28 protein-coding genes are annotated in these 25,850 nt (G+C 71.8%); 12 read left to right on the top strand and 16 right to left on the bottom strand.

Going from position 1 to position 25,850, the window contains the following annotated elements; genetic code table 11:
* Positions 1–361: 361 nt before the first annotated feature.
* The 3 genes from ACFYXU_RS29690 to ACFYXU_RS29680 all read right to left on the bottom strand — a co-directional run bounded on the left by ACFYXU_RS29690 (position 362) and on the right by ACFYXU_RS29680 (position 3,170).
* On the bottom strand, positions 362–799 hold the full coding sequence (locus ACFYXU_RS29690; protein WP_376508266.1) for a hypothetical protein: 438 nt from the start codon (positions 797–799) through the stop codon (positions 362–364).
* Entirely contained in the window at positions 796–2,259 is a 1,464-nt protein-coding gene (locus ACFYXU_RS29685) for an APC family permease (protein WP_376508265.1), read from the bottom strand. Before ACFYXU_RS29685 ends, ACFYXU_RS29690 begins: the two co-directional genes overlap by 4 nt.
* A gap of 215 nt (positions 2,260–2,474) precedes the next feature.
* Positions 2,475–3,170 carry a TetR/AcrR family transcriptional regulator gene (locus ACFYXU_RS29680; protein ID WP_389407766.1) on the bottom strand — a complete coding sequence of 232 codons (696 nt, stop codon included), beginning with the start codon at positions 3,168–3,170 and terminating at the stop codon, positions 2,475–2,477.
* A gap of 142 nt (positions 3,171–3,312) precedes the next feature.
* On the opposite strand from ACFYXU_RS29680, the gene ACFYXU_RS29675 reads away from it, so the two are divergent.
* Entirely contained in the window at positions 3,313–3,837 is a 525-nt protein-coding gene (locus ACFYXU_RS29675) for a hypothetical protein (protein WP_389407765.1), read from the top strand.
* Positions 3,838–3,857: 20 nt separating this feature from the next.
* Here the strand turns inward: ACFYXU_RS29675 and ACFYXU_RS29670 are convergent, their stop codons facing one another.
* Positions 3,858–4,766: a GlxA family transcriptional regulator gene (locus ACFYXU_RS29670; protein WP_389407954.1), complete on the bottom strand. Its 909-nt coding sequence runs from the start codon at positions 4,764–4,766 to the stop codon at positions 3,858–3,860.
* A gap of 126 nt (positions 4,767–4,892) precedes the next feature.
* On the opposite strand from ACFYXU_RS29670, the gene ACFYXU_RS29665 reads away from it, so the two are divergent.
* On the top strand, positions 4,893–5,627 hold the full coding sequence (locus ACFYXU_RS29665; RefSeq protein WP_376508263.1) for an MBL fold metallo-hydrolase: 735 nt from the start codon (positions 4,893–4,895) through the stop codon (positions 5,625–5,627).
* Between the two features lie 60 nt (positions 5,628–5,687).
* Here the strand turns inward: ACFYXU_RS29665 and ACFYXU_RS29660 are convergent, their stop codons facing one another.
* Positions 5,688–6,086 carry a MerR family transcriptional regulator gene (locus tag ACFYXU_RS29660; RefSeq protein ID WP_376508262.1) on the bottom strand — a complete coding sequence of 133 codons (399 nt, stop codon included), beginning with the start codon at positions 6,084–6,086 and terminating at the stop codon, positions 5,688–5,690.
* 69 nt (positions 6,087–6,155) lie between these two features.
* Between ACFYXU_RS29660 and ACFYXU_RS29655 the strand changes: the two genes are divergently transcribed.
* Positions 6,156–6,515: a hypothetical protein gene (locus ACFYXU_RS29655; protein ID WP_376508261.1), complete on the top strand. Its 360-nt coding sequence runs from the start codon at positions 6,156–6,158 to the stop codon at positions 6,513–6,515.
* Between the two features lie 73 nt (positions 6,516–6,588).
* Here the strand turns inward: ACFYXU_RS29655 and ACFYXU_RS29650 are convergent, their stop codons facing one another.
* From ACFYXU_RS29650 to ACFYXU_RS29640, 3 genes are all read right to left on the bottom strand, one after another.
* Positions 6,589–6,864 (bottom strand): SCO5918 family protein, encoded by a 276-nt coding sequence (locus ACFYXU_RS29650; RefSeq protein WP_376508260.1) that lies wholly within the window; start codon positions 6,862–6,864, stop codon positions 6,589–6,591.
* Between the two features lie 100 nt (positions 6,865–6,964).
* The gene (locus ACFYXU_RS29645; RefSeq protein ID WP_189803101.1) at positions 6,965–7,168 is read right to left on the bottom strand and encodes a cold-shock protein; all 204 of its coding nucleotides are present in this window, start codon (positions 7,166–7,168) and stop codon (positions 6,965–6,967) included.
* A 276-nt stretch (positions 7,169–7,444) separates the two neighbouring features.
* Complete coding sequence (locus ACFYXU_RS29640; protein ID WP_389460815.1) at positions 7,445–8,278, bottom strand: class I SAM-dependent methyltransferase; 834 nt, start codon at positions 8,276–8,278, stop codon at positions 7,445–7,447.
* A gap of 187 nt (positions 8,279–8,465) precedes the next feature.
* Here ACFYXU_RS29640 and ACFYXU_RS29635 point away from each other — a divergent pair, with 187 nt between their 5' ends.
* The 5 genes from ACFYXU_RS29635 (at position 8,466) to ACFYXU_RS29615 (ending at position 12,002) form a co-directional block, all read left to right on the top strand.
* A complete protein-coding gene (locus ACFYXU_RS29635) occupies positions 8,466–9,860 on the top strand; it encodes a glutamate decarboxylase (protein ID WP_376508258.1) in 1,395 nt (464 codons plus the stop codon).
* A gap of 67 nt (positions 9,861–9,927) precedes the next feature.
* Positions 9,928–10,338, top strand: a complete 411-nt coding sequence (locus ACFYXU_RS29630) for a VOC family protein (protein WP_361395485.1) — start codon at positions 9,928–9,930, stop codon at positions 10,336–10,338.
* The gene (locus ACFYXU_RS29625) at positions 10,339–10,602 is read left to right on the top strand and encodes a hypothetical protein (RefSeq protein WP_389407763.1); all 264 of its coding nucleotides are present in this window, start codon (positions 10,339–10,341) and stop codon (positions 10,600–10,602) included. It abuts the gene before it with no gap.
* A 112-nt stretch (positions 10,603–10,714) separates the two neighbouring features.
* The gene (locus ACFYXU_RS29620) at positions 10,715–11,152 is read left to right on the top strand and encodes an iron chaperone (RefSeq protein ID WP_376508256.1); all 438 of its coding nucleotides are present in this window, start codon (positions 10,715–10,717) and stop codon (positions 11,150–11,152) included.
* Positions 11,153–11,249: 97 nt separating this feature from the next.
* Positions 11,250–12,002: a GNAT family N-acetyltransferase gene (locus tag ACFYXU_RS29615; RefSeq protein ID WP_376508255.1), complete on the top strand. Its 753-nt coding sequence runs from the start codon at positions 11,250–11,252 to the stop codon at positions 12,000–12,002.
* 185 nt (positions 12,003–12,187) lie between these two features.
* On the opposite strand, the gene ACFYXU_RS29610 is transcribed toward ACFYXU_RS29615, so the two are convergent.
* Together ACFYXU_RS29610 and ACFYXU_RS29605 are read right to left on the bottom strand one after the other, a co-directional pair.
* Positions 12,188–15,328, bottom strand: a complete 3,141-nt coding sequence (locus ACFYXU_RS29610; RefSeq protein WP_389460813.1) for a hypothetical protein — start codon at positions 15,326–15,328, stop codon at positions 12,188–12,190.
* A gap of 123 nt (positions 15,329–15,451) precedes the next feature.
* Positions 15,452–16,213 (bottom strand): hypothetical protein, encoded by a 762-nt coding sequence (locus ACFYXU_RS29605; RefSeq protein ID WP_389460811.1) that lies wholly within the window; start codon positions 16,211–16,213, stop codon positions 15,452–15,454.
* A gap of 305 nt (positions 16,214–16,518) precedes the next feature.
* Here ACFYXU_RS29605 and ACFYXU_RS29600 point away from each other — a divergent pair, with 305 nt between their 5' ends.
* Positions 16,519–17,289 (top strand): glyoxalase, encoded by a 771-nt coding sequence (locus ACFYXU_RS29600; RefSeq protein WP_389407760.1) that lies wholly within the window; start codon positions 16,519–16,521, stop codon positions 17,287–17,289.
* A gap of 296 nt (positions 17,290–17,585) precedes the next feature.
* Here ACFYXU_RS29600 and ACFYXU_RS29595 read toward each other — a convergent pair whose 3' ends face one another.
* From ACFYXU_RS29595 to ACFYXU_RS29585, 3 genes are all read right to left on the bottom strand, one after another.
* Positions 17,586–18,182, bottom strand: coding sequence for a hypothetical protein (locus ACFYXU_RS29595; RefSeq protein WP_389460809.1), 597 nt, complete (start codon positions 18,180–18,182; stop codon positions 17,586–17,588).
* Positions 18,183–18,474: 292 nt separating this feature from the next.
* Positions 18,475–19,140, bottom strand: coding sequence for a response regulator (locus tag ACFYXU_RS29590; protein WP_376508251.1), 666 nt, complete (start codon positions 19,138–19,140; stop codon positions 18,475–18,477).
* Positions 19,141–19,175: 35 nt separating this feature from the next.
* Complete coding sequence (locus ACFYXU_RS29585) at positions 19,176–20,348, bottom strand: sensor histidine kinase (RefSeq protein WP_389460807.1); 1,173 nt, start codon at positions 20,346–20,348, stop codon at positions 19,176–19,178.
* A 162-nt stretch (positions 20,349–20,510) separates the two neighbouring features.
* Here ACFYXU_RS29585 and ACFYXU_RS29580 point away from each other — a divergent pair, with 162 nt between their 5' ends.
* The 3 genes from ACFYXU_RS29580 (at position 20,511) to ACFYXU_RS29570 (ending at position 23,487) form a co-directional block, all read left to right on the top strand.
* Positions 20,511–21,236, top strand: a complete 726-nt coding sequence (locus tag ACFYXU_RS29580; RefSeq protein WP_376508249.1) for an ABC transporter ATP-binding protein — start codon at positions 20,511–20,513, stop codon at positions 21,234–21,236.
* Positions 21,236–22,573, top strand: a complete 1,338-nt coding sequence (locus tag ACFYXU_RS29575) for an FtsX-like permease family protein (protein WP_389461124.1) — start codon at positions 21,236–21,238, stop codon at positions 22,571–22,573. Before ACFYXU_RS29580 ends, ACFYXU_RS29575 begins: the two co-directional genes overlap by 1 nt.
* A gap of 158 nt (positions 22,574–22,731) precedes the next feature.
* A complete protein-coding gene (locus ACFYXU_RS29570; RefSeq protein ID WP_389460805.1) occupies positions 22,732–23,487 on the top strand; it encodes a DUF4097 family beta strand repeat-containing protein in 756 nt (251 codons plus the stop codon).
* A 126-nt stretch (positions 23,488–23,613) separates the two neighbouring features.
* Here the strand turns inward: ACFYXU_RS29570 and ACFYXU_RS29565 are convergent, their stop codons facing one another.
* From ACFYXU_RS29565 to ACFYXU_RS29555, 3 genes are all read right to left on the bottom strand, one after another.
* The gene (locus tag ACFYXU_RS29565) at positions 23,614–23,766 is read right to left on the bottom strand and encodes a hypothetical protein (protein WP_389407753.1); all 153 of its coding nucleotides are present in this window, start codon (positions 23,764–23,766) and stop codon (positions 23,614–23,616) included.
* 4 nt (positions 23,767–23,770) lie between these two features.
* Complete coding sequence (locus ACFYXU_RS29560) at positions 23,771–24,325, bottom strand: DUF5994 family protein (RefSeq protein ID WP_389407752.1); 555 nt, start codon at positions 24,323–24,325, stop codon at positions 23,771–23,773.
* Between the two features lie 222 nt (positions 24,326–24,547).
* Positions 24,548–25,747: a PP2C family protein-serine/threonine phosphatase gene (locus ACFYXU_RS29555; RefSeq protein ID WP_389460802.1), complete on the bottom strand. Its 1,200-nt coding sequence runs from the start codon at positions 25,745–25,747 to the stop codon at positions 24,548–24,550.
* Positions 25,748–25,850: the final 103 nt, after the last annotated feature.

The raw sequence follows: 25,850 nt of genomic DNA, 5'->3' as shown, positions 1-25,850 counted from the left end.
GGCGACGGGACCCGTGGCCGAGGCGCCGAAGCGGCCGGGCCACGGGTCTCCGGCGGTTCCGGCGGCGGCCGGGGGCGGCCCACGATGGCCCGCGACGGCCGGGGACGGCCGGCTCACCCGCCTCCGGTCCGGTCGGCGGCGGTCCCGACGTACCGGCGGCGCACCCGGTGCGGGAGGAGCGGCGCCCTTGCCCACGCCCCGGTCCGCGAAGGCCGACGCCCCCGGCCCCCTCTCCGGCGTCACGGAGGAGGGCGCCGGGGGCGTCGTGGGAGAGGCGTCGCGGGAGGGCCTTGAGGGAGAGGCGTCGTGGGAGAGGCCTCGCAAGGGGGCGGCGGGGGCGGCGGGGTCACGGCCCCGCGCGTCACCGGCGGACGGTGTCGTCCGTCTTCAGGTCGTCCACCTGGTCGTCGAACTCGTCCAGCTGGTCCGGGCAGTAGACCTGGAGGACGATCCGCTCGGCCTCCACGGCCTTGGTGTCGGAGATGACGGGCCGCATCCCGGGGCCGGTGGCGCCGTTGGACTGCTGGATCTTCCACAGCGCCGTCTTCAGGGCGTTGCCCGGCTGCTCGCAGACCTGACCGCCGTCGGTGCCGAGCAGCCGCTCCACGGTGTCGGTGTCGGGGGACGGGTATCCGGCCTTCACCAGCGCCTGCTGGAGCTGGTGGGCCTTGGACTCGGTCTTCTGGTTCGTCCGCACGGCCGAGTAGCGGACGAGGCCGGTGACGACCAGGCCGACCAGGATGACGATCGCGCCCCAGTAGATGACCTTGTGCTCGGAGGCGAAGCGGGTGGGACTCATGCCCGGTCTCCCTCGCTCGGGACGCCGGCGTCGGCGGTGCGCCAGCCCGGCTTGCGGAACTTCAGGAAGGCCCAGGGGATCAGGAGGCCCAGGATGACCAGGCCGCCGCCGACGATGGCGATGTACACCCAGACGCTGCCGCCGCCGAACTGGGAGCTGGGGACGAAGCCGATGCAGAGCGCCGCGAGCGAGGCGAGCAGGCCGGTGACGCACAGGACGCCCAGCGCGGGGGCCCGGTAGCCGCGGGGGTGGTCGGGCTGGGTCTTCCGCAGCCGCATCGCCGCGGTGAACATCAGCAGGTAGACGATCAGGTACACCTGCGTGGTGATGACCGAGAAGATCCAGTAGGCGCTGGAGACGTTGGGGATCAGCGCGTACCCCAGGGCGATCACCGTGGTGACGATGCCCTGGGTGACCAGGATGTTCTGCTGGATGCCGTTCTTGTTGAGCTTCTGAAGGAACGGCGGCAGGTAGCCCTCCTGGCGGGAGATCTCCAGCAGGCCCTTGGAGGGGCCGGCGAGCCAGGTGAGCATGCCGCCGAGCGAGGCGGACACCAGGGCGACGGCGGCGATCGGGGTGAGCCAGCCGATGTGGAAGTACTCGAAGAAGGCGTCGAAGGCCTGCATCACGCCCGCCGTGAGGCTGAGCTGGTCGGAGGGCACGACCCAGCTGATGGCGAGCGCCGGGAGGATGAAGATCAGCAGCACCAGGCCCATGGCGAGGAACATCGACTTCGGGTACTCCTTCGCCGGGTCCTTCAGCGAGGAGACGTGCACGGCGTTCATCTCCATGCCGGAGTACGACAGGAAGTTGTTGACGATCAGCACGAGGCTGGCGAGTCCCGTCCACTGCGGGAGCAGGTTGGACGCGGTCATCGGGGCGGCCGAGGGGTTGCCCTGGCCGAGGAAGACCATGCCGAGGACCACCAGCAGCGTGCCGGGGATTAGGGTGCCGATGATCAGGCCCCAACTGGCCAGCCCGGCCAGCGCCTTGGTGCCGCGCGAGGAGACCCAGACGCCCGTCCAGTAGAGGACCATGATGACGATCGCGGTGTAGGGGCCGTTGGAGGCGAGCGCCGGGTCGACGATGAACGCGATGGTGGACGCGACGAACCCGAGCAGGCTCGGGTAGTAGAAGATCGTCATCGCGAACTGGCACCACACGGCGAGGAATCCGAGCGGCTTCGAGAGCCCCTCCGAGACCCATCGGTACACGCCGCCGTTCCAGCCGGAGGCGAGCTCCGCGGAGACGAGGGCGGTCGGGAGCAGGAAGACGATCGCCGGGACGAGGTAGAGGAAGACGCACGCCAGGCCGTAGACGGCCATGGTCGGCGCGGCGCGCAGGCTCGCCACCGAGGCGGTGGTCATCAGGGCCAGGGTCACCCAGGTGAGGGTGGTGGGCGCGGGCCGTGTCGCGGCCCGCGGTCTGGGGACGTCGGCCGGTGTGTCGATGCTGCTCAAGGGGGCCTCCCGCGGCTCGGACGATCGGCTCAGCGTCGAACGGCCCCGGAGGCCCGGCAACCGGGGACACCCGCACGGGTGAGCCCCCGCGACCTCCGGCGCGCGCCACCCGGGCCCCGCCGACGCGGGGTCACCGGCGGCCCCTCGGGCGGAGGCTCAGCCCTTGGGCGTGGCCTCCGGCGAAGGGTCGGGCTCCGGCCCCCTCCCGCGCAGGTTCAGCCCCCGGTCGCCGTCTCCGGCGTACGGAGGCCTCGCTCCAGGCCGTCGAGCAGGGCCGTGAGCCCGAAGGCGAAGGTGTCCCCGGGCCCCTCCGCGTACGCCTCGGCCGCCCCGGCCTCGATGCGGCTCCGCAACCGGGGGAAGCGTACGGCCACCTCCGCGGCTTCCTTCATCGTGGCGGCGAACACCTCCTCGGCGTCCTGGCCGTCGCGCTCGATCCGCCGGGTGAGCGCGGCCGTGGCGGCGGCGGGGGCGGCGTTGCCGAGGACGTAGGTGAAGACGGCCGCGGCGGCCCGGTCGGCGGCGGGCCCGGCGAACCCGCCGGCCTCGTACACCGCGAGGTTGTGGTCGTCGTGGCGGGCCTTGCCCTCGCCGTGGAAGAGGTGGGTCGCGAAGGCCTGCACGAGCCAGGGGTGGCGGGTGAACATCGCGTACAGGTCCCCGGCCATCGCGGTGGCGGCGGTGCGCCAGTCCACGGCGTCGAGGTCCGGCAGCCGGACCTCGTCCCAGACCTGGTCGCCGGCGAGCGTGAGCAGCAGGTCCTTGTTCTTGACGTGCCAATAGACGGCGGTGGGCGCGGAGTTCAGGCGCTGCCCGAGACCGCGCATGTTGAGGCCTTCGAGGCCCTCCTCGTCGAGGAGGGCGACGGCGGTACGGACGATCTGCTCGCGGGTGAGCGTGGGGCGGGGCATGGGTTCACGATAGGTCACCGGGAAGCGAATTGCACTTAGTTCAAGAGACTGCTTGCACTTAGTTCAAGTCTGCTCCTACAGTTCTCAGCATCGCCACTTGAACTAAGTGCAAGTGGATCGGAACCGACAGCAGGAGCCCACCGTGCAGACCTCCACCGTCCTCGCCGCGACCGCCCAGATCCTCGTCGCCGCCGCCTTCGTCAGCATCCCCGTCCTCCGCCACCGCTTCGGCGCCGTCGCCACGTCCGCGGCCGTCGCCGAGCTCCGGCGCCAGGGCGTCCGCCCGGAGGTCCTGGAGGAGAACCGGCTCCGGTTCGACGCGAGCGGTCACGAGTGGTGGGCGCCCGGCGCCTTCGCCGCCGCGTCCCTCGCCGCCGCCGTCCTCAACCTGGCCGGAAGCGGCTGGGGGACCACCCTGACCCTGGTCTTCTCCTCGATCGCCTTCCTGGCCAACCTGGCGATCCTTCAGAGCCAGCTCGGCGCCGTGAAGTCCGTCCGGGCCGCCTTCCGGCGCAAGGGCGACCCCGAGCTCCTCCGGGTCGACGTCCCCGCCTTCCTCGCCGCCGCCGAGGGCGCCTTCCCGGCCTGGACCCGCACCCTCCAGAACGTCCGGCACACCGTCGTCTTCGCCGGCTCCGCCCTGGCCGTCCTGCTCCTCGCCCTGTGACCGCGCCGGAGCGCCGCCGGTCAGGGCGTACGGCCGAAGGAACGGCGGTACGTGCGCGGGGGCACGCCCCGGCGGCGGACGAACTGGGCGCGGAGCACCGCCGCGCTGCCGAAGCCGACGGCCCGGGCGACCTCCTCCACCGGCAGGTCCGTCGTCTCCAGGAGCTCCTCCGCCCGGCCGAGGCGCAGCCCGAGCAGCCAGGTGTGCGGTGTGGTGCCGGTCGAGGCCGCGAACCGGCGGGCGAAGGAACGCCGGCTCATCAGGGCCCTGCGGGCCAGCTCGGCGACGGGCAGCGGCTCGTGGAGGTTCTCCCGGGCCCAGGCCAGCACGTCGGCCAGCCGTTCGTCCCGGCTGTCCTCGGGCACGGGCGCCGTCAGGTACTGGGCCTGGCCGCCGTCGCGGTGGGACGGCAGCACCAGGTCCCGGGCGATGGCGTTGGCCGTGGCCGCCCCGTACTCCCGCCGCAGCAGGTGCAGACAGAGGTCGAAGCCGGCGGCGGCGCCCGCGCCCGTGACGACCGTCCCCTCGTCCACGTAGAGCGCGTCCGGTGCGACGACGACCTCCGGGTGCCGCTCGGCCAGGAGTCCGGCGAACCGCCAGTGGGTGGTGGCCCGCCGCCCGTCGAGCAGCCCGGCCGAGGCGAGTGCGAAGGCCCCGACGCAGTGGGCCGCGACCAGCGCCCCGCGCGCGTGCGCGGCGCGCAGCGCGTCGAGGACGGCGGGCGCCGGAGGCGTACGGAAACCCGCCCACGGCAGGGCGATCACCAGGTCCGCTCCGGCCAGCCGGTCCAGACCGTGGTCGACCACCAGCGGCAGCCCGACGTCCGTACGGACCCGGCCCGGGCGGTCGGTGCAGAGCGCGAAGTCGAAGGCGGGCAGCCCCTGGCCGCGAGCGTCGAAGACCTCGGAGACGATCCCGGCACCGAGCATGCCGACACCGTGCGGGGCGTAGGCGGCGACGGTCGGGAAGGGCACGGGGCGAGTGTGGCACGAATCCCGCGATCAGTGGCAGCACGGCCACTCGTGAAGGCCCTTGCCGCGCAGAAGACTTGGGGCATGACGACGACGCAGAAGAAGAACGAGACCCCGGAACTCGCCGCGCCCACCGCCGAGGTACCCACCGCCGACGCACCCAGCGCTGTCGGGCCCGCCACCCCCGCGCCCGCCCCCGGCTCCGTCGACGCCCCCGCCGCGCGTACCGCCGACGCCCCCGCCGCGCGGACCGCCGTCCACGCGATCCTGACCACCGGCTACACCCTCTCCACCGGACCCGGGGTGGCCGCCACCGTCTCGTACGTCCACGACGGCGACCGGCACGTCGTCGTCGACCCCGGCATGGTCGCGGGGCGCGACCGGATCCTCGGCCCGCTCGCCGCGCTCGGCCTGGGCCCCGACGACATCACCGACGTGGTGCTGAGCCACCACCACCCCGACAACACCATGAACGTCGGCCTCTTCGGCCGGGCCCGGGTCCACGACCACAAGGCGATCTACGAGAACGACCAGTGGACCGACCGCGACGCCGAGGGCCACGAACTCACCCCGTCCCTGCGGCTGATCCGCACCCCCGGTCACAGTGCCGAGGACATCACCCTCCTCGCGGGCACGGCGGACGGCGTCGTCGCCTTCGTGGGCGACCTCTGGTGGCGGCCGAACGGCCCCGTCGAGGACCCGGTGGCCCCCGACCACACGGTCCTGCTCGCCTCGCGTCTCCGCGTCCTCGCCGCCGCCGACGTCATCGTCCCCGGCCACGGCCCCGCCTTCCCGGCCGACGACACGGCGCCGCGCTAGGGCGTGTCGTCACACCCCCGACTGGCCCGCGGGGCGACGACGGGAGTGGGACGACACGCCCTAGCGTCCGCCCGGGTCCCCGCGGTGCGCCCCGCGCGGCTGCTCGGACTGCTTTCCCTCGCCCGGGGTGCCCGCGCCCGTCGCCTCCGCCGCGCGGCGGTACTCGGCGTTGATGCGCTGGGCCTCCTCCAGCTGGTCCTCCAGGATGACGATGCGGCAGGCCGCGTCGACCGGGGTGCCCTGGTCGACGAGCTCACGGGCGCGCGCCGCGATCCGCAGCTGGTAGCGGGAGTAGCGCCGGTGGCCGCCCTCGGAGCGCAGCGGAGTGATGAGGCGGGCCTCGCCGATCGCGCGGAGGAAGCCGGGGGTGGTGCCGAGCATCTCGGCGGCGCGCCCCATCGTGTACGCCGGGTAGTCGTCGTCGTCGAGCCGGTCGCCGAGCGGACTGTCCGCTGTCATCTGCACCTCTTCTTGGGGCCCTGGGGGAAATTCAACCACCGGCGGGTGCGGCGCCTAGAATCGGCTCTCATGTCGAAGCCTGACGAGCTGCTCGTTGACATCGCCGCCACGGTGGAGTCCGGGCGGAGCAATCAGATGTCGCTGACCGTGGTCGCGGGGGGTGTGGTGCTCACCGGGCGCCTGGCTCCGGAGGCCCTGTGGCGACAGCGCGTGTCGGAGGTCCTGACGGATTCGCCCCGGCTGGGTGAGTTCTCCCAGGTCTTCAGCCCCGTCGTACCGACGGACGATCCCCCCACCCACCTCCACTTCCACCTCGCCCGGATCCTCCAGGGGACGGTGGGCATGCCGGAGACCGGTGGCATGTACCGCGTGGCGATCGCGGACGTCAGCGCCTGGACGGTGGGGGACTTCAGCTACTCCGACCGCTGAGGGCGCGAGCCCGGCCATGACAGCGCCCCGCACCGGATCTCCCGGTACGGGGCGGCAGTCACGCGCCCGGCCGTCAGAAGGCCTCGGTGGACGCGTCCTCGGGCCCGGGCAGCACGGAGGCGGTGCCGCAGGTGAATCCGAGGCGGGTCATGGCGCGGACGACCTCGCCGGAACTGAAATCGCGGCGGTCCTGGCGGGTGATGACCTGGCCCACCTGTTTCGCGGGATAGCGGCGACGCCCGATGGTCACGAAGTCACCGACGGCGGCCTCGGGCTTGATTCCGCTCATCGATTCCAGCACGTCGGCCTTCGTCAGGTCGAAAGGGTAACGGGCGATGATGACGCGCATGGTGCCTCTCAGGGGTGAGGGGGGCGGGGAATCGCCGGAAACGCGACGAGCCGGGACCCGCACCCCTGGGTGCGGGTCCCGGCTCGTATCGCGCGTCGCGTCAGGCGGAGACGATGTTCTCGGCCGTCGGGCCCTTCTGGCCCTGCGCGATGTCGAAGGTCACCTTCTGGCCCTCCTGGAGCTCACGGAAGCCCTGCGAGGCGATGTTCGAGTAGTGCGCGAACACGTCGGGGCCGCCGCCGTCCTGCGCGATGAAGCCGAAGCCCTTTTCCGCGTTGAACCACTTCACGGTGCCAGAAGCCATGTCGATTTCTCCTTCGGGGCAGTGCTCGGAATCCACACCGTGCGGACTCCGTGTCGCCGCGATGATCGCCCCGACCGGAAATACCGACCAGCCGGAAGAACCGGCCATGCTCATGCTTTGGGAACCACAACTGCAACTACTGCCGACAGTAGCACGGGAGAATCGGCCCGTCGGGTGAATGAATTCACCCGACATGTGCGCACGAGGAATTCTCGCGCGGCTCCATGACGAATTCTCACTTCGCGATCTCAGATTTCCTGGTGCGGCTTCCGGCGATCAGCGCCTGACTCCCGAGACCACGAGGAACGGCGGATGGCCGGCCTCCGCGGGGTCGGGCCCGAGCAGCGCCGACGCGTGGGTCAGTACCGGCTCGTGGACGTCCAGGTCGGTGAACCCCGCCTTGCCGAGCACGTCGAGGTACGTCTGGCACGGCCAGTGGTGGTCGACCCGCTCCAGCGGGGCGGCTCCGCCGGGCCGCTCCAGGCGCGACCGCCGGCGCTCGCCCTTGGTGTAGACGCGGCCGGGCTCGCCGCTGCGGAACGTGGAGAAGCGGATGCCCGTGGTGCGGGGATTGGCGTCCAGGACGGCGAAGCGGCCGCCGGGGCGCAGCACCCGGTGCGTCTCGGCGGCGAGGTCGTGCAGGTCCTCGATCTCCCCCGTACCGGTGAAGACGAAGCAGGCCATGGCGGCGTCGACGGATCCGTCGGCGAGGAAGCCGAGGCCGCCGTCGTCGGTCGCCCGGTACTCGATCCGAGGGTGCGGGCGCCGCTCCCGGGCGATCTCCAGCGCGCGGGGCGCGAGGTCGACGGCCACCACGCGGGCGTCGGACGCCTCCACGACGCGGGTGGCGACCTTGCCCGGCCCGCAGCCGTAGTCCAGGACCGTGCGGACGGCACAGGAGCCGATGCCGAGGGCGTGGAAGACGGCCGGGTAGCCGATGAGGCGCTCGGGCACGTCGTCGTAGGACTCGAGGTCCTCGAAGACGTCGGAGGCACCGGAGGCGTCGAGCGAGGCCTCGGAGGCACCGAAGGCGGCCTCGGAAGCGGCCTCGAAGGCGGCGTCGGAGGCGTCGATGCCGTCGGCCGGGCGCGGGGTCGTGCGAGGGGTCATGAGGTGGGGGCCTTCCGCTGATGATCCAATTCGTCCGGAACGTACTGGTCGGGGGAGCCCCGGGACAGGGCCTGGGCGGCCCCCTCACCCGGGTGGGTCAACGGCCGTGGCCGCCGCCGGGCGCCCCGCCCGGCCGCGTGGGTTGATGAGAGGACTGTCGACGAGACCGCTGATCGAAGGGGAAACTGTGGCGCTCCACGAGATGAAGGCCCCGCAGAGTGCCGACGCGGCGACGGACGTGTTCGCGTCCGCGCTCAGCGAGCGGGTCCTCCCGAAGCACCGCATGCCGGAGGAGTCCAACCTCCCCTCGGTCGTCTACGCCATGCTCCACAACGAGCTGCTGCTCGACGGCAACGCGGCACAGAACCTCGCGACGTTCTGCACGACGTGGACCGACGACGAGGTCCGCAAGCTGATGGACGAGTGCCTCGACAAGAACATGATCGACAAGGACGAGTACCCGCAGACCGCCGAGATCGAGTCGCGGTGCGTGAACATCCTGGCCGATCTGTGGAACGCCCCCGGCAGCGCGTCCGGCGAGGGCGCGGCGCTCGGCTGCTCCACCACCGGCTCCAGCGAGGCCGCCATGCTCGGCGGCCTCGCCCTGAAGTGGCGGTGGCGGGAGAAGCGCCGGGCCGAGGGCAAGTCGACCGACCGGCCCAACCTCGTCTGCGGCCCCGTGCAGATCTGCTGGGACAAGTTCGCCCGCTACTTCGACGTGGAGCTGCGCCAGGTCCCGGTGGAGCCCGGCGCCACCGGCCTGCGCCCGCACCAGCTGAAGGACTACGTCGACGAGAACACCATCGGCGTCGTCGCGATCCTCGGCGTCACCTACACCTGCGACTACGAGCCGGTCGCCGAGCTCGCGGCCGCGCTCGACCGGATCCAGGCGGAGACGGGCCTCGACGTGCCGATCCACGTCGACGCGGCGAGCGGCGGCTTCATCGCGCCCTTCCTCCACCGGGACCTGGTCTGGGACTTCCGGCTGCCGAGGGTCTCCTCCATCAACGCCTCCGGCCACAAGTTCGGCCTCGCGCCCCTCGGCGTGGGCTGGGCCGTCTGGCGCACCGCCGACCTCCTTCCGGAGGACCTCGTCTTCCGGGTGAACTACCTGGGCGGCGACATGCCGACGTTCGCCCTGAACTTCTCCCGCCCCGGCGGCGAGATCGTCGCCCAGTACTACAACTTCCTGCGCCTGGGCCGGGCCGGCTACCGGCGCGTGCAGGAGGCCTGCGCGCTGACCGCCCAGTACCTCGCGGGGAAGATCGCGGCGATGGGCCCGTTCACGCTGCTGTACGACGGGCAGGGCGCGCTGCCGGCGGTCTCGTACACCCTCACCGACCCGGAGGGCGCGGGCTTCAGCCTGTACGACCTCTCCGACCAGCTCCGGATGCGCGGCTGGCAGGTCCCGTCCTACCCGCTGCCCCCCGACCGGCAGGAGACCGTCATCCAGCGCGTCATGATCCGCCACGGCATCGGCCGCGACGAGGTCGACCTGCTGGCGCAGGACATGGGCCGCGCCCTGGAGCGGCTGACCCAGGGCGTGCCGGCGGACGCCGACCGCTCCGGCTTCCACCACTGAGACACGCACGGGGACCGATCAGGTTTCGAGAAGCGCCCCGCCGGGTGCCCCAACTAGCGTGGTGGGCATGGACATCAGCATTCACACCACCGCCCTTCCGCACGACGACCCGGACGCGTCCCTGGCGTTCTACCGGGACGCCCTCGGCTTCGAGGTCCGCAGCGACGTCGGGCAGGGCAGGATGCGGTGGATCACCGTCGGGCCGGCGGGGCAGCCGGGGACGTCGATCCTCCTGGCGCCCCCGGCCGCCGACCCCGGCATCACCGAGGACGAGCGCCGCACCATCACGGAGATGATGGCCAAGGGCACGTACGGCTGGATCCTCCTGGCCACCAAGAACCTCGACGCCACCTTCGAGAAGGTGCGGGCCGCGGACGCGGAGGTCGTCCAGGAGCCGACGGACCAGCCGTACGGCATCCGCGACTGCGCCTTCCGCGACCCCGCGGGCAACCTGATCCGGATCCAGGAGGTCCGCTAGATGTGCCGCCCGGGATGGGCGCAGGCGCGCGTCACGGCCCGGCACCTGGACGACCTCACCCGTCTGCGCCGGGTCCGGGACCGCATCGACCGGGAGTACGCGCGCCCGCTGGACGTCCTGGAGCTGGCCCGGGCGGCGGACCTGCCGCCCGCGCTGTTGACCCGCCGCTTCCGCCTGGCCTACGGGGCCCAGCCGTACGACTACCTGCTGACCCGCCGCGCGGAACGCGCACGGACGCTGCTGCTGCACGGCGCCGAGTCCTGACCACGGGGCACGGTTCGCCGACTCCTGACCACCACGGGGCACGGTTCGCCGACTTCTGACCACCGCACGACGCCGACTCCTGACCACCGCACGACCACGAGGGGAACCCACCATGGCCGCGAACGAGAAGTCCTACGACGGCTTCACCGACGACGAGCGCGACGCGATGAAGGAGCACGCCAAGGAGATGAAGGCGGCGAAGCGCCGCGGGGCGAAGGCGGACGTCGAGCCGGAGGTGCTCGCGAAGATCGCCGAGATGCCTGACGAGGACCGGGTCCTCGCCGAGCGCGTCCACGCCCTCGTGAAGGAGCACGCCCCGGACCTCAGGCCGAAGCTCTGGTACGGCATGCCCGCCTACGCCAGGGACGGCAAGGTCGTGTGCTTCTTCCAGAGCGCCCAGAAGTTCAAGTCCCGTTACGCGACGCTCGGGTTCAGCGACCAGGCCGCCCTCGACGAGGACAGCCTCTGGCCCACCTCGTACGCCCTCACGGCCCTGGACCCGGAGACGGAGAAGCGGATCGCGGCCCTCCTCGCGCGGGCGGCGGGCTGACCCCGAGGGGGCGTCGGCGGAGGAGCGCCCGGTGCGGCCGGGGGCCGGTGGTCAGTCGGCCCGGGCCGCCGGTCAACGGCCCACTACCGTAAGCGCAATGACAACGAGACCACCGTCCCTGACCCTGGCCGAGGCACCGCTGCGGCAGGCCCGCAACTCCGCCGCCCTCTGGATCGCGACCGGGGTGACCCGGGGGCACGAGGTCGTCCGGCGCCGTGGCTTCGTCGCCGTCGACGGCGACGCGCGGGCCGGTCTGCGGATCCTGGTGCAGGAGCCCGACCTCGACCCGGGCGAGCTCGCCGAGCTCGGCGAGCTGGCGGGACGGGCCGGGGGCCCGGTGCTCGTCGAGGACCCGTTCAGCGCGACCGACCTGAGCCACCTGGCGATGCGGAACTGGCAGATGCCGGTCATGCTGCGCCCGCCCGGTCCCGTCGGCGCACCGTCGCTGGAGGTGATCGAGGCACGGAAGCCCGAGGACCTCCGGGCCGCCGAGCGGATCGTGATCGAGGGCTTCGAGCTGACCGGGTTCGAGCCGCACGTCCCCGGCGAGCTGTTCCCGCCGGCGCTGATCGAGCAGCCGGGCGTGGACGTGTTCGTCGCCCTGCACGAGGGCGTGCCCGCGGGGGCGGGGGTCAGCGTCGTGGACGACGGCGTCGCCGCCCACTACTGGATCGGCACGGCGACGGCCTTCCGGTCGCGCGGCGTGGGACGGGCCGTCATGCTCGGCGCCCTCGCCCGGGTGGCGGACCTGCCGGCCACGCTCACCGCGTCGAAGCTGGGCCGGCCGCTGTACGAGTCCCTCGGCTACACCGTCGCGGCCCCGGCGACCTGGTGGGCCTCCACCGCGTGACACGACGGGGCCCCGGGCCCCGGGGCCCCGCCCCCCGGGGGCGGCGCGCACCGGATTGAGTACCGCTACTCAGGCCGGGGGCCGTCCGGGGGAGGCCCGTCGCCGCGACTCCCCCGGACCCGGCCGGGCGCCCCTGCCGGGCTCCGTCCCGGCTGAGCGGCCCCTCCCGGCCAGGCGCCCCCCGGCTAGGCCCCCCTCGGGGCCGTTCCCGTGGCCTTCGCCGCGTCGTCGACCAGCCCCTGGGCGACCTCGGCGGCCAGCAGGAAGGGCAGCAGGCGGTTGTTCGGCGCCTCGTGGTCGCGGTAGCGGGCGAACGGCAGCAGCGAGGCGAAGAGCGCCCAGCGGTACTCGACATCGGTGCACGCCCAGTTCGGCTGCTCGCACCCCTTGAGGATGGCCCGCAACCGCTTCACACAGGTCAGCACGCGCCGCACCTTCGGGTCGGCCTGCTCCGGGATCTCCGGGGCCCACAGCGCGTCACCGCACTGCCCCTGCGCGAACCAGGCCCGGATCTCGGCCAGTTGCTCGGGCGTCCACGCGAACGTCCGGGACCAGAGCGCCGACTCCAGGCGGGCGAAGTCCTTGCAGATGTGGCCGCGGTGCGTGGTCTCGAAGTCGATCAGATACAGGTCGGGCACGGGCCGCTCCGCGCCGCCCACCAGGACGTTCTCGCAGTGCAGATCGCCGTGGGAGACACAGGTGAGGTACGAGCGGGTGGTCAGCCCGCCCTGGCGGTCGTACAGCAGCCATTCGAGCAGCTCGGACGGATCCTCCCCGGCGACGGCCTCCCCGGCGGCGGCTTCCCCGGCGGCGGCCTCCCCGGCGGCGTCCGTCCCGGCGACGGCGCCCCCGCCGGCGGCGCAGCCCCTGTCCCCTTCGTCCCCGTCGTCGCCGGGGAAGACCTCCGCGATGTGGGCCACCAGCCAGAGCGGGTTGGTCAGCTTCGCGTCGTCGTCCGTGAAGACCTCGGTCCCCGGGAGCGAGGACCCCTTGAAGAGCTCGCCGAGGGTACGCGGCCGCCAGGTGAGCCCGCCCTCGACGCCGAAGATCTCGGCGACCTCGGGGGCCCGGAAGTGCTCCAGCTCCGTCCGGGCGTCCTTCCCGGGGGCGTAACTGGTCCGGTCGTAGTCGTCCGGGCGCAGCGCCGGGTACTCGCCGCGCAGGTCTCCCATGGCCCGGCTGGCGTTGCTCAGCCACGGCCCGAGGGCCTCCAGGAGCAGCTCGTCGACCACGTCCTGGAGCTTCTCGTCCTTCGCGTCCCCGGTCCTGACGAGCCAGGTGCGGAAGGTGGTCGGCTCGTCGCGGTTGCGGAAGACGTACGAGGTCAGGATGCCCTGGTAGCGCAGCCCGTTGCTGCTGTTGATGACGGTCACCGTCGACACCGAGCACTTGCTCGACCGGTAGACGGGGTGGAGCGCCTCGCCGTAGCGGTCGAAGTTCTCCTTCTCGCGCTGCACCTTCGCCGCCTCGTCGATCTTGAGGACACCGATGGGGCCGAAGACGTTCGAGGCGAGGAAGGTCGGCACGGGCCGGTCGGCGAAGAGGGCGCCCTGCATCACGGCGCCGTTCGTCCGGGGGGCCAGCTCCACGGCCACGCCCTGGAGCAGCCGGTTGGGCAGCTGGACCGTGGAGTCCCGCTCGGCCAGCGACATGGACGTGGAGGCGCGGGCGCCGGCCGCACCCGGCTCCCAGGCGTTCCGCACCACGCGGATGGCGCGGGCCGCGCCGAGCATCTCCAGGCAGCGCTCGCGCCAGAAGCCGCGGGTCTTGTCCTCGTCCTCCGTGCCCGGCCCCGCGGCCGTCTCGTACGACCGGAAGTACAGGGCCGCCAGCAGCCGGTCCAGGCCCTCCGCCTTCCAGTTGGAGAGCAGCAGCAGGATGAAGGCGACGCTGTTCCAGCGCTCGGGCTCGTCCGACCACTGGCGCAGCAGGGAGGCGGCCCAGGTGTCGGGGTGGTGGTAGCGCCCGGGGCTGTCCTGCCTCTGCACTCGCCGGTGGGCCCGGGTCTCACCGGGCTCCACGGGCTCCGGGCCTCCGACGAGGAGCCGTATGCCGACGGCGTGCCGCACCCAGCGGCACACGAAGTCGACGCGCCCCAGGTGGTAGTCGCGGAGCTCGCCGACGGCGACGAGCGTGGTCGCCTCCGCGGCGGCGAGGAGGAGCTCACGGCGGTCGTTGTTGTAGCGGTGCTCGACCTGGAGGGTCTGGAGGTAGCCGAGGACGTCGGCCGCGATCTGATGGCCGTTCTCCGGAAGGTGCACCCGCAGGGAGAGGTTCAGGAGCGCGGTGGCGAGCCACTCCAGCCGGATTCGCTGCGCCTCGGAGGCCGTGCCGCCGCGGGTGTACGCGCGCAGGTCGTTGGCCGCGACGTGCCGCACCTCCTTCGCCCGCTCGTGCAGCGGTTCGTAGACGTCGGCCGGGACCGAGACGCCGACGAGCTGCTCCCGGAGGTGCACCAGGTCGTCCTCCAGGATCGCGATGAACTGTTCCGAGGCGGTCGGCGCGTGCCGCCGGATCACCCCGGCCACGTGCTCGCCGAAGGCGTCGAGCAGCTCGTGGGCGGGCGTCCCGTCGGCGCCGCCGCGCCACTCCAGGAGCAGCTGGTCCCAGCTGACGTTGCGCGGGTGGTCCCGGAGCGCCCTCAGGCTCTCGGACTCGCCCTCCTCGCCGTCGTAGTCGGCGGTGGCTGTCCGTCGCCACGAGGACCCCACGCCGGGACCGCCGTCGGCGCCGCCGTAGGGCCGGGGGCGGGGGACGGGCGCCGGGGCGACGATCGGCTGAGCCGGCGCCGGGGTGACGGTCGGCTGGACCGCCACCGGGGGAGCCTGCGGGGCGGGAGCCGGCGCCTCCGCCATGGGGGCCGGTGCGGGGGCGGGCGCCGCGATCGGCGTCGGGGCGGGCGCGGGGGCGGGGGGCCGGAGGGTCGCGTGCGGCGAGAGAGGGGGGACCGGGCCGCCGACGCCGGGCGGAAGGGCGTCCAGTTGCAGCAGGAGCTCGGTGCACTTCTCGAGCGACACGGCGAACCGATCCGCGTTGCGGTAGCTGTAGAGCCGTACCGCTATGTCGAGGAGCTCGCGCGCCCGCTCCGGGTCCGTCCGCATGAAGTGCTCGGAGGCCGCGAGGAGGGCGGTGTTGGCGATCTTGAAGGCGGGTCCGACCTGATTGCCCTCGGAGAGCTCCTGTTCGGCCTGCGCCATGACCGTGCGCGACCGGGCGAACCGGGGCACGAGCCGCGGTTCGGCGGTCACGACATCGTTCATGGCATCGGCGACGATGATCAGGAACTGATCGAAGTCGTCCGGGGAGATGAATGGCGTCATTGCCATGCCCTTTCGTACCGCATGCGTGCATCGAGTCGTTGCGCACTGATCTATCGCGGATCACGCGGGGGACGGGAGGCGTCAACACGCCACCCATCCGCGTTCGAAAGAAAGGCTTCTGAGGGAACGTCAGGAAGCGGGAGTGAGGTCCTCCCGGTACCTCTTGTCGCCCGCCAGAAAGGCCGACTGAGGCAGGACGACGTGCGACTGCGCCCGACCGCGCGCGATCTCGACACGGTTGACGCCGATCACCCGGCCCTCGCCGGCATCGCCCGCCAGTTCGAGCAGGGCGTCCCGGAGCCGAGACGCCTCCGGGGTGTCCGTCACCAGGTCGTAGACGTCGAAGAAACGGATCTGCTTGTACGTCTCGCCCGGGACCTTCAGTGGACCGTCGATCACGCGCCGAGCTGACCGGAAAACGACCTCGCGGGCCAGCGGCACGAGTTCCTCATGGCCCACCTCGCCGAGTTCCTCGACGAGTTCACGCCGCAGACAGTCGGTCGCGGTCTCCCGGTCGACCTCCTTGGACAGCCAGCGCGCGAAGCCGAGCACGCGCAGCGCGCCCAGGAAGCCGCGCAGGTCGTGCCGCATCACCTCGCGGTTGCGGCTCTCCGGCTCGAAGCCCAGCCGCTCCAGGGTGCGCCGGGCGCCCTCCTGGTACTTCACGACACCGCCGGGCGGGCCGAAGGCGCCCGGCCGGTTGCCCGAGGCGAACAGCACGTAGTGGTCCTCGTCGTGGACGCGCAGCAGCACGGCCACCGAGACCCGCGTCCGGGCGAACGGCGTGAGCAGGACCTTCAGCAGCGACAGATGCTTCCTGTTCGCCCACAGGAGCCGGCCCATGCCGGACAGCAAGGCCACGACGATGCCGACAACGATCTTCTCGACCATGGGGCGCCCCCTCCGTCACACCACGACACGCCTCAATCCAGATCCACCCAATGTACGGCTACCGACGCCGACTTGGCGTAAAGATGCCGCCGCGGAGCCCGCCGATTCTCAGGTCCGGTGCCGGCGGCGGGGAGCGTCACGAAGGGCAGCCCTCGCGTCCGGCGGAACGGATCGCCCCGACGACACCCCGGTCCCTCCCCCGCCCCGCGGGGGTGAAGGCGGCGGAGTCCCGGGGGCGCCCGGACCGAATCTGCGGCAGGCTCGGAGGTCCGGGGCGGGATCGGAGAGCGGGAAGGACGGCGCAGGTGGCGGAGGCGATGGTGCGGGCGAACGAGACCACGGTGCCGGTGCTGCCGTGCGTGTCGGTGGAGGAGACGCTGGAGTTCTACGAGGCGCTCGGGTTCAAGGCCACGCACAAGCAGACCCGGCCGTACCTCTACCTGGCGCTGGAGTGGAGCGGTCTCGCGCTCCACTTCGCGACGCCGCCGAAGGGCGTCGACCCGAGCGGGGAGGACGTCGGCGGCTGTCTGGTCCTGGTCGACGAGGTCGCGCCGTACCACGCGGAGTTCACCCGGGCCCTGCGCGCCGCCTACGGCAAGGTCCTGGCCAAGGGCAGGCCGCGCATCACCCGCTTCCGGCCCGGCGCGAGCCGCTTCACCGTCGTCGACCCCTCGGGGAACTCCCTCATCTTCATCCAGCGCGACGAGCCCGCGGAGCTGGAGTACGGCGGCTCCACGAGCCTCACGGGCCTGGCGAGGGTCCTGGACAACGCCCGCGTCTTCAGCGAGTTCAAGAACGACGACCGCACGGCGCTCCGGGTCCTCACCACGGGCCTGCGCAAGCACGGCGACACCGCCCCGCCCCTGGACGTGGCCCGCGCCCTCGCCACCCTGATCGAACTCGCCACCGCCCTGGAGGACCCCACCGAAGTCGACGCCTGGCGCCGCCGCCTCACGGCCCTCCCCCTCACCGAGACGGAACGCCACCAGGTCACGACCGACCTCCGCACCACCGCCACCCTCCACCTGTGGACCACGGAGCCGCCCCCGGACCACGACGAGGCCTCAGGGCGCTGACCTGCGACTTCGCGGAAGCGTGGGGGACGGGAGGGGACCCGCGCCCGTAACCGGACCCCGACCACGAGGACCGGCTCAGCCGCCGGACAGCGTCGTCGCCACTGACTGGAACCAGGCACCGTGGGAGAACGGCTCGGCCGCCGCCGACCTCCATGCCGAGCTCGGCGGCGGCCAGGGCGTAGTCGTCCTCGTCCAGGGGGCGGTCTCCCGGTCGGGACAGGAGGCGGAACGGGTCAGCATGGTCGCCTTGCTCCAGGACGGGGGAGCGGCGGACCCCGCCGGCTCCGGTGTGCTTCTCAGTTCGCGTGGAAGGACCAGAAGACCCCGACCTCGTCCGCGCTCACGGCGATCAGCCCGAGATCCATCATGTGGTCGCTGAAGGCCCGGCCGCCGGAGAGCCCTCCGGCGAGGAAGTCCGGCGAGGCGGAGTCCCGGGCGAGGTCCGACGACGTGCGGAAGACGGCGTCGTCACCGAACCTGCCGAGCACGGTCCGGGCGTCGGCCAGCACGTCCTCCCGGTCGGTTCGCTCCCGGACAGGCCGGGCCTCGAAGAACCACTCTTGGGACAGAGAGGCGAGCAGATCGGCGGCGGCGGGGGCCGTCACCGGGTAGGTCCACGCGTGCACCTGCTCGGCGTCCGGCGGGAGGAAGGGATACGACGGACGGGCGCTCTCGGGGCCCGCCTCGTCGGCGTCCCAGTCCAGGGAGCGCCAGTGCCGGGGGTCGGCGACCGAGCGCTCCATGACGTCCAGGACGTCCCGCCCCCAGTCCTCGTGGCGTCGAGATCCCGCCGCCGCGAACGTGTACACGTCGTCCAGGAGCCGCTCCAGCGCGGCACCCCAGGCCGCGCCGTCGGCGTCGTGGGTGCTGTCGGTGTTGCTGTCGGGGCGCATTCGGCCTCCGCTCGGTCGGTCAGGGGGCGGGCATGGTCCGGTGTGGCTCTGAGCTGCTCTGATGGACCGCTGAGGTTCGGCGGTATTCGGCAAGGTCAGCCGACGTTGTCACCCAGTTGGACACGCGCTGGCCAACGGGCCGAAACGGGGGGGGCTGTTGTCGGCGGCGGCGTGAGGGCCTACGCCCTCCAGCCACGCTGTGGTCAGCACCTCACCGGCCGCGACCCCTCCGCCGCACGCGACCGCGTCGACCTGTACCTCGCCTGCGCCATCGACACTTCCTGAGGCATTCTCAGTTGTATTCGAACCAGGTGAGAATCGCCTTGACGCGTCGATTGTCCTCGTCGGGCGGCATGCCGAGCTTCACGAAGACGTTCGCCACATGCTTGCTGACGGCGGCGCCGGAAAGGAAGAGCTCGCTCGCGATGTCCGCGTTGGAGTGCCCCTGAGCCATGTGGGCGAGCACTTCCCTTTCGCGGGCGGTGAGCCGGGCCAGCGGGCCCTGGGGCGAATCCGCGCGGGTGACGTGGCGGACGACCTCGGGGTCGATCACGACACCACCCGCGGAGACCGTCTCGACAGCGCGCAGGAAGTCGGCGACCCGGCCCACTTTCTCCTTGAGCAGGTATCCGACGGCTCCGTCGGCACCCGGGCCGTTCAGAAGCTCCCTCACGTAGGGGCCCGTGACGTACGCGGAGAGAACCAGCACCGGAAGGTCCCGGTGGCGGGAGCGCAGATCGATCGCGGCACGCAGTCCGTCGTCGGTGTTCTTGGGGGGCATCCGGACATCCGTGATCACCATGTCCGGGGCGTCGCCGGAACGCGTCAGCTCGTCGACCACGGCGACCAGCTCGTCGGCGTCCTCGCATTCGCGGACGACATCGTGATCGTGGGAGGTCAGGATTTCCCGGATGCCGGCTCTGATCAGAACGCTGTCATCTGCCAGAACAATTCTCATGACCCCTCCCCGGGGAAATGTCGGGCTCCGATTGATCACCATGGGGGTTGGCTGGGAGCGGAAGCCGAAACCTGCGTCCCGCCGCCCGGTGGGCTGAGAATTTCGAGATTCCCGCCGACACTGCGCATGCGCTCGCGGAGTCCGGCGAGCCCGGAGCCCGCGTCGATCCTCGCGCCACCCACACCATCGTCCTGCACCCGCACGTGTACGTCGGTCGCGGCGCACCGCAGGTCCACCCGGGCGATTCCCGCGCCTGCGTGCTTCGCGATGTTCGTCAGGGCTTCGGACACCGTGAAGTACACGGCGGTCGCCGTCGGTGACGAAAGCACGGAGTCGTCGCCGGTGCTGGTCAGCTCGACCCGCAGGGGCGATCGCGCGGCCAGCTCGCGGACGGCGGCGACGAGACCGAGGTCGCTCAGTTCACGGGGATGGATGTCGCGGACCGTCTCCCTGAGCCGTTCCAGTGCGCGCTCCGCGTGATCCCGGGCCTGCTGTGCCAGCCGCACGACGCGTTCCTGGTCGGAAGCCGCGGCCGTGGCGGCGGCTTCCAGCATTCCCAGACGCATGACGACGGCGACGAGTTCCTGTTGGGCGCCGTCATGCAGATCGCGTTCGATGCGCTGTCGCTCGAATTCGAAGGCCGCTGTCAGCGAGGCACGACTGGTCCGGAGCTCCTCCAGTTTCGCGAGCAGATCCGGGTCCCGGCTGCGGGAGAAGGAACGCAGCAAGAGGTCGCGAAGAAATGAGGTGCCGGTCAGTACGGTCGCGGTGACCGCGCCGAGAACGACACCCGCGGGAACGGCGAGGACGGTCTGCCCCACGGATTCCGGGGTGAACGGACCGACCTGCGCGGCAATGCCGAGGAGCCAGAAGACGGGGGAGAGCACCAGCACCGCGGCGCCGATGAACCCGAAGAAGGCCACCAGCAGCGACAGTACGGACAGGAGGGTGGCGGTCACGAGAACCGGGAGATCGGTGCGCCACATCGACCGCGAGCGCAGCCGGAGCGACACCCACTGGGCCCAGCTCTGGTCGGAGGGCTTCAGCGGCGTGGTGTCGGCACCGCACCACCGGGCTCTCGACCGGTCCGTCTCGGCCACCACCGGGGACGAGACCGGGAAAACGAGAAGGGAAATCAGCAGAATCGGAAAAGCCATTGCCGCGGTGCATTCCGTCAGCACTCTGCGCGCCATACGAACCTGCGCCATGCCCGTCATTCTCGCACACCGCGGATCGCGCAAAAGGTAGACCTGGGTCTACCTTCCAGCAGTTCAGGCACCAGTGTGGCCCTCGCTCCGCCCTGGTTTGCTCGAAGCATGCCCATCGCTGCTACCGCTTCCACACCCTGCATCCGTTTGCGCGGACTTCACATGGACTTCCCCGTCCCGGGTCGTCGACGCGAGACGTCTCGGGTCCTGCACGACATCGACCTGGACATTCCCGAAGGCCGGCTGACCGCCATTGTCGGCCCCTCCGGGTCGGGAAAGTCGACGCTCCTGCTCTGCGTCGCCGGTCTGGAGCGGGCGACCGCGGGTTCCATCGAGGTCCTGGGAACGGACGTCCTGTCGCTCTCCCCGCGCGAGCAGGCCGCATTCCGCAGTGAGAACGTCGGATTCGTCTTCCAGGAGTACAACCTCGTCAGTTCGCTGACGGTCGAGGACAACATCGCCCTGCCGGCGCGACTCGCCGGCCGTCGGGTGCCCAGGTCGAGGGTCGGCGACGCCATGTCGAGGCTCGGCATCGCCCAGCACGCGCGGCGGCGCCCCGACCGGCTCTCCGGAGGCGAACGCCAGCGCGTCGCCGTGGCCCGGGTCGTCGCGAACCAGCCGAGGATCGTCTTCGCGGACGAGCCGACCGGCGCGCTCGACCTCAAGTCCGGTCACGTCGTACTCGATTGGCTGCAAGCGCTTCCCGCGCAGGGAACCACGGTCCTCATGGTCACCCACGACCCTCACGCGGCCGCGCGTGCCGATCAGGTCGTGGTCCTGGGGTCCGGGCGTGTGCACGCCGTCATCCCCGGGGGCGATTCCCACGCGGTGAGCGACGCCGTCCTCGCGGCGCAGTCGCAGGACGAGGCGGGAGGGCGGACGTCGTGATGCGACTGGTCCTGTCGGACATCCGGATGCAGGCGTCCATGTGGCTGTGGACGTTCGTGTGCGCGGTGGTCGGTGCGGCGTGCTCGGCGGGCTCGGTCATCGCCCTGTTCTCCGCCGTCTCGGCGGCGCGGGCGGCGGGTGACGCGCGGATGGTGTCCGCGTCGATCGCGCTCGGCGGCAACATCGTCTTCTTCACCGTGCTCGCGGCCGTGGGCGTCGTCGCGTCCACCGTCGGTCTGACCCTGACGACCCAGCGACGCGATCACGCCCTGTGGGCGATCCTCGGGATCCCACGCAGACGCATCAGGTTCATCCTGCGCACGGAACTGGTCGTGCTCGGCGCCGCGGCCGGCGCGCTGGCGGTACCGCTGGCCCCCCTCGTCGCCGACACCGCCCTCGGGCAGTGGACGACCGAGGGACTCGACCTGCACGGAGCCACGGCCGGATTCCAGCCCTGGCACATCGGGGTGAGCGCGCTGTGCGGAGTGGTCCCGTGTCTGCTCGGCGGCTGGGGAGTCACACGCCGGGCCGCCAGGACGCCGGAGATGCGCGCGTTTCGAGACCTCTCCGATCCCCCGGCGCGGCCCGGCGTCGCGCGCGGCGTTCTCGCCCTCTGCCTCCTCGCCGGGGTGCTCGGGATGTGGATTCCCGGGCTGGGACTCGAACTCGACGGCGGGACCGAACAGCGGACGGCGTTCGCCTTCGCCGGAAACCTCTTCCTCATCTGCCTGTTGCTGCTGATGGGGCCCTGGGTGATCACCCCGCTGATGAGGTTCTGGACCGCGCTCGTGCCCGGACGCGGGGTCGCCTGGCACCTCGCCGTGCGGTCGTGCCGCAGCCGTGCCGCGAGAAGCGTCACCACGGTGCTGCCCTTCGCCCTCTCCCTGTCGTTCGTCGGACTCTTCATGGTGATGGCGAACGTCATGCCCGGAAGCACCGCCGCGCTCGACGACGTCCTGGTCGTGCTGGGCTGGGTCTTCGTCGTGTCCTGGGTCGGCGGCCTCGCCGTGATCGCCCTGGTCGGGCGGGAACGCACCTGCGATTCCGCCGTGGTGACGGTCGCCGGCGCGCGGCCGGGCGTGGTCACCCGATCGACGATCTACGAGGGCGTGATCTACGCGGTGACGGCGATCCTCTTCGGCGCGATCTCCCTCACGGTCGCGAGCGCCACGCTCGCCGCGGGCGCCGAGACCAGCGTCGTCCGGGTCCTGGACGGCCTCCCCTGGACGACCCTCGGCCTGCTCGCCGGGGTGACGCTCGTGACCACGTGCCTCGCCCTGACCCTCCAGGCCGTCCGCGTGTCGCGCACGGTCGCCGTCCGCGCTCTGCGCGCGTGAAGCGGGGCGCCGTACGGACCCGCCGCCGCGACAGCGGGTTCCCCGGCCGGTGACCAGGTGGCCCGCCGCCGCAACGGAACACCCCCTGAACTCACCACCACCAAGCTCGGCATGCGGCCCTCGCATGTCCAGAACCGCGAAGGAACAGAACAATGAAAATGAGGCCCCACGCTGTGCTCGCCCTCGGGGGCGTCGCGGTCCTCACCGTCGTAGCCACGGGATGCGGCCCGGAAGACACCCCGTCGAACACGGTCGCGGAATCGAGGACATTCGACTTCAGCGGGAAGAGCCTGACCGTGACGTCCGGCTCCGCCGATCTGCGACTCGTAGCTGCCGATGTCGAGGGACTTCGGGTGTCACGTCAGGTCAGCGGTACGAAGGTCGGCGGCGAGGTAGAGGCCGGGTGGAAGCTCGAAGGCGGAACCCTCGCGCTCACGGTGGACTGCACGGGTGTCTCCGTCAACTGCGGTGCGCAGTACACCGTGAAGGTGCCGCGCGACGTCGCGATCACAGTCGAGAACGACAAGGGCCTCGTCGAAGCCAGCGGCTTCACCGCGGACTTCTCGGCCAAGGCCGGCGACATGCGGTTGTCGGACCTCAGCGGCCCCCATCTGGACCTGGAAGGCCGCGACGGAACCATCGAAGGCGACAGGATCTCCGCGAAGTCGGTCACCGTCGCCTCGCGGAACGGCGACAGCGAGCTGAACTTCGCCTCCGCGCCCGACCTCGTCGATGTACGAAGCCAGGACGGCGACGTGCGGATCGGCCTGCCGGAGTCGACGTACGCGGTGGACACGGCGGCCAAGAAGGGCGACGTCACCGTGGACGTCACGAAGAACGACACGAGCGGCCATGCCGTGCGGGTCCACACCCGTAACGGGGACATCTCCGTCGGCAAGAGGGACCAGCCGTGACGGCGGTACCGGATTGATCCTGGGGGATCCGGGCCCTTCACGTGCCCCCTCATCCGGAGAACGACGAAGCCCCAGGTCGCTGACCTGGAGCTCCGTAGAGAGCGGATGACGGGAATCGAACCCGTGCTATGGGCCGGGTGGCCGGCGCGTGGTCGGGAAGGGAGCGCCGGTCTGATGGGCGGTGGTGCGTTCGTCGTGCCGGGCGTTGCGCCGGTGGATCAGGCGGGTGCCGAGCGCGATCAGCAGGGCGATGACGGCGATCGTGATCAGGGTTTCCACGGGGTCACCTCCGCAGGCGCCTCGGCACGGGGATCATCCGTGCGCCGGTGAGTGGGTGTCGCAGGGGCGCCGGGGTGGCCCCGCCGTCGGTCTCCCAGGCGTCCTCGCTGCTGCGGGCGTCCCGCATCCGGCGGCCGGTCGCGGCCTCGTCGGACATCAGGGCACCGGCGGCCAGGACGCTGCCGGGGAGGGCGGCGGCGGTCATGAGCCGGGCGGCCGAGGCGGGTTCGGTCTCGGGCGGGATCACCAGGAGATCGCAGCGGCCGACGGTGTAGGAGAGCAGGATCATCTTGTCGGGATCCATTTCGGTGAACCAGCCGACGTGCACGGTGTGCCCGGTGACGGCGACCTTGTGCGGGACGACGGGCCAGCGGGTGGGGTTCACCGCGATGCGCGTGATGCGTCCGAAGTGCTCCTCCAGTGCGTCGACCAGGGAGGGAAGTTCGGCGGCCAGGTCATGCGAGCGAGGCCACCAGGCGCCGTCCAGGAGGCCGGCGAGGGTGGTCTTCGGTGTCAGTGACAGGCGCGCCGAAAGCAGCGGTGCGAGGGGAGTGGTCATGATCGCGGACCCGTCTCCGGGCCGCCCCGTCGGGCGGCCCAGTGTCTTGATCGCCGGAAACGACGTCCGCGTGGGAGCGGGTGCCCGACTTACTCCCGGTCCTTTCACCGTACTCCGCCCAGGGGCCGGACGAGCCTTTCTGACCAGGTGACTTCCCGCCGGTCACGCCGCCCGGCCGACGGCAGCGGCCATGACACCCGACGCGGCGCGTGACGCCGCGGCTCATCCGCGCCACTCGACCAGGACCAGGGTGGCGTCGTCCGAAGTGGCGTTGCCCCGGGCCCGCTTGAGGGTCTGGGAGAGGTCCCGCACCACCGCGCGGACCTCTCGGTCCGCCCGCTCCAGTCGGTCCACCCAGTCGATCAGCTGTTCCTCGCCGAACTCCTCCTGCCCGCTCTCGTGTTCCTCGACCAACCCGTCGGTGAAGCAGAGCACGCGATCCCCCGCGTCGAGCATCACTTCGCTGACCTGCGGCTGTGCTCCTCCGAAACCGACGGGCAGGGTCGTGGGGCTGTCCAGACGGCCCACGACGCGGTGCCGGCGGATCAGCATCGGGGCGGGGTGCCCGGCGTTGACCCACTGGAGGCGACCGGTGGGGGTGTCCAGTCGCATCATCTGCGCGGTCACGAAGTGGTCGGGTGCGAACTGCTCGGCCACGGCCCGGTCCATGAAGAGGTAGATCTCCGAGAGCTCGACGCTGATGCGGCGGGCGTGCCGGTACGCGCCGATGGCCACGGTGGCCATCGTGGCCGCGTCCAGGCCGTGACCCATGGCGTCGATCATGGCGAGGTGGAAGGTGTCCCCGTTCAGGGCGTAGTCGAAGCTGTCGCCCGCCACGTCGTAAGCGGGCTCCAGAACGCCGGCGACGGTGACGCGCGGCGTCACCATGGACAGGGGTGGCAGCAGCGACCACTGGATCTCGGCGGCGACGCTCATCGCTTCGCTGCGACGGGTGCGGAAGAAGAGGTCGGTGTAGCCGTTCTTGGTCTGGGTCATGTCGGCGATCAGCCCGGCGATCCTGCGCAGCAGGCGGCGGTCGGCGTCGTCGACGGCGTCCAGCGTGACGGCCAGGACGCCCGCCTGGTCGCCTCCGGACACCAATGGCAGCAGGACCCGTACGCCGTCGGCCAGCACGAGTTCGACCGGGCGTGAGGTGAGGAGGCACCGGCCCGCGTCCGAGTCGTCGATGACCTGCGGTTCCCCGCCCGCCAGCCCTTCGACCGGCAGGGGGACCAGCCGCTGCTGCCCGTAGTCCTGGAGCAGGATCTGCGGATCCCGTCCCCCCAGCCGCGCCACCGTATCGGCGAGAACCGGCCCGACCAGATGCGGCGGCAGCTCATGGGCCCGGTCCAGGAGCCCGCCCAGCAACCCCTCTCCGAAGCTCTCCGAGCGATCCGGGTCCCCGGGCGATCCGACGGTCATCCCGCTCCCTCTCGTAGGGCGACCGGACGGGCTGCGCGGCGCCTGCCGTTCAGGGACCGACGCAGGTCCGGGGCGGCCGATGCCCGAGGGCCACGGAGCCGGG

This window comes from Streptomyces sp. NPDC002232, from assembly GCF_042890295.1.
GTDB lineage: Bacteria > Actinomycetota > Actinomycetes > Streptomycetales > Streptomycetaceae > Streptomyces.
This window is presented reverse-complemented; position numbering and strand designations above follow the sequence as displayed.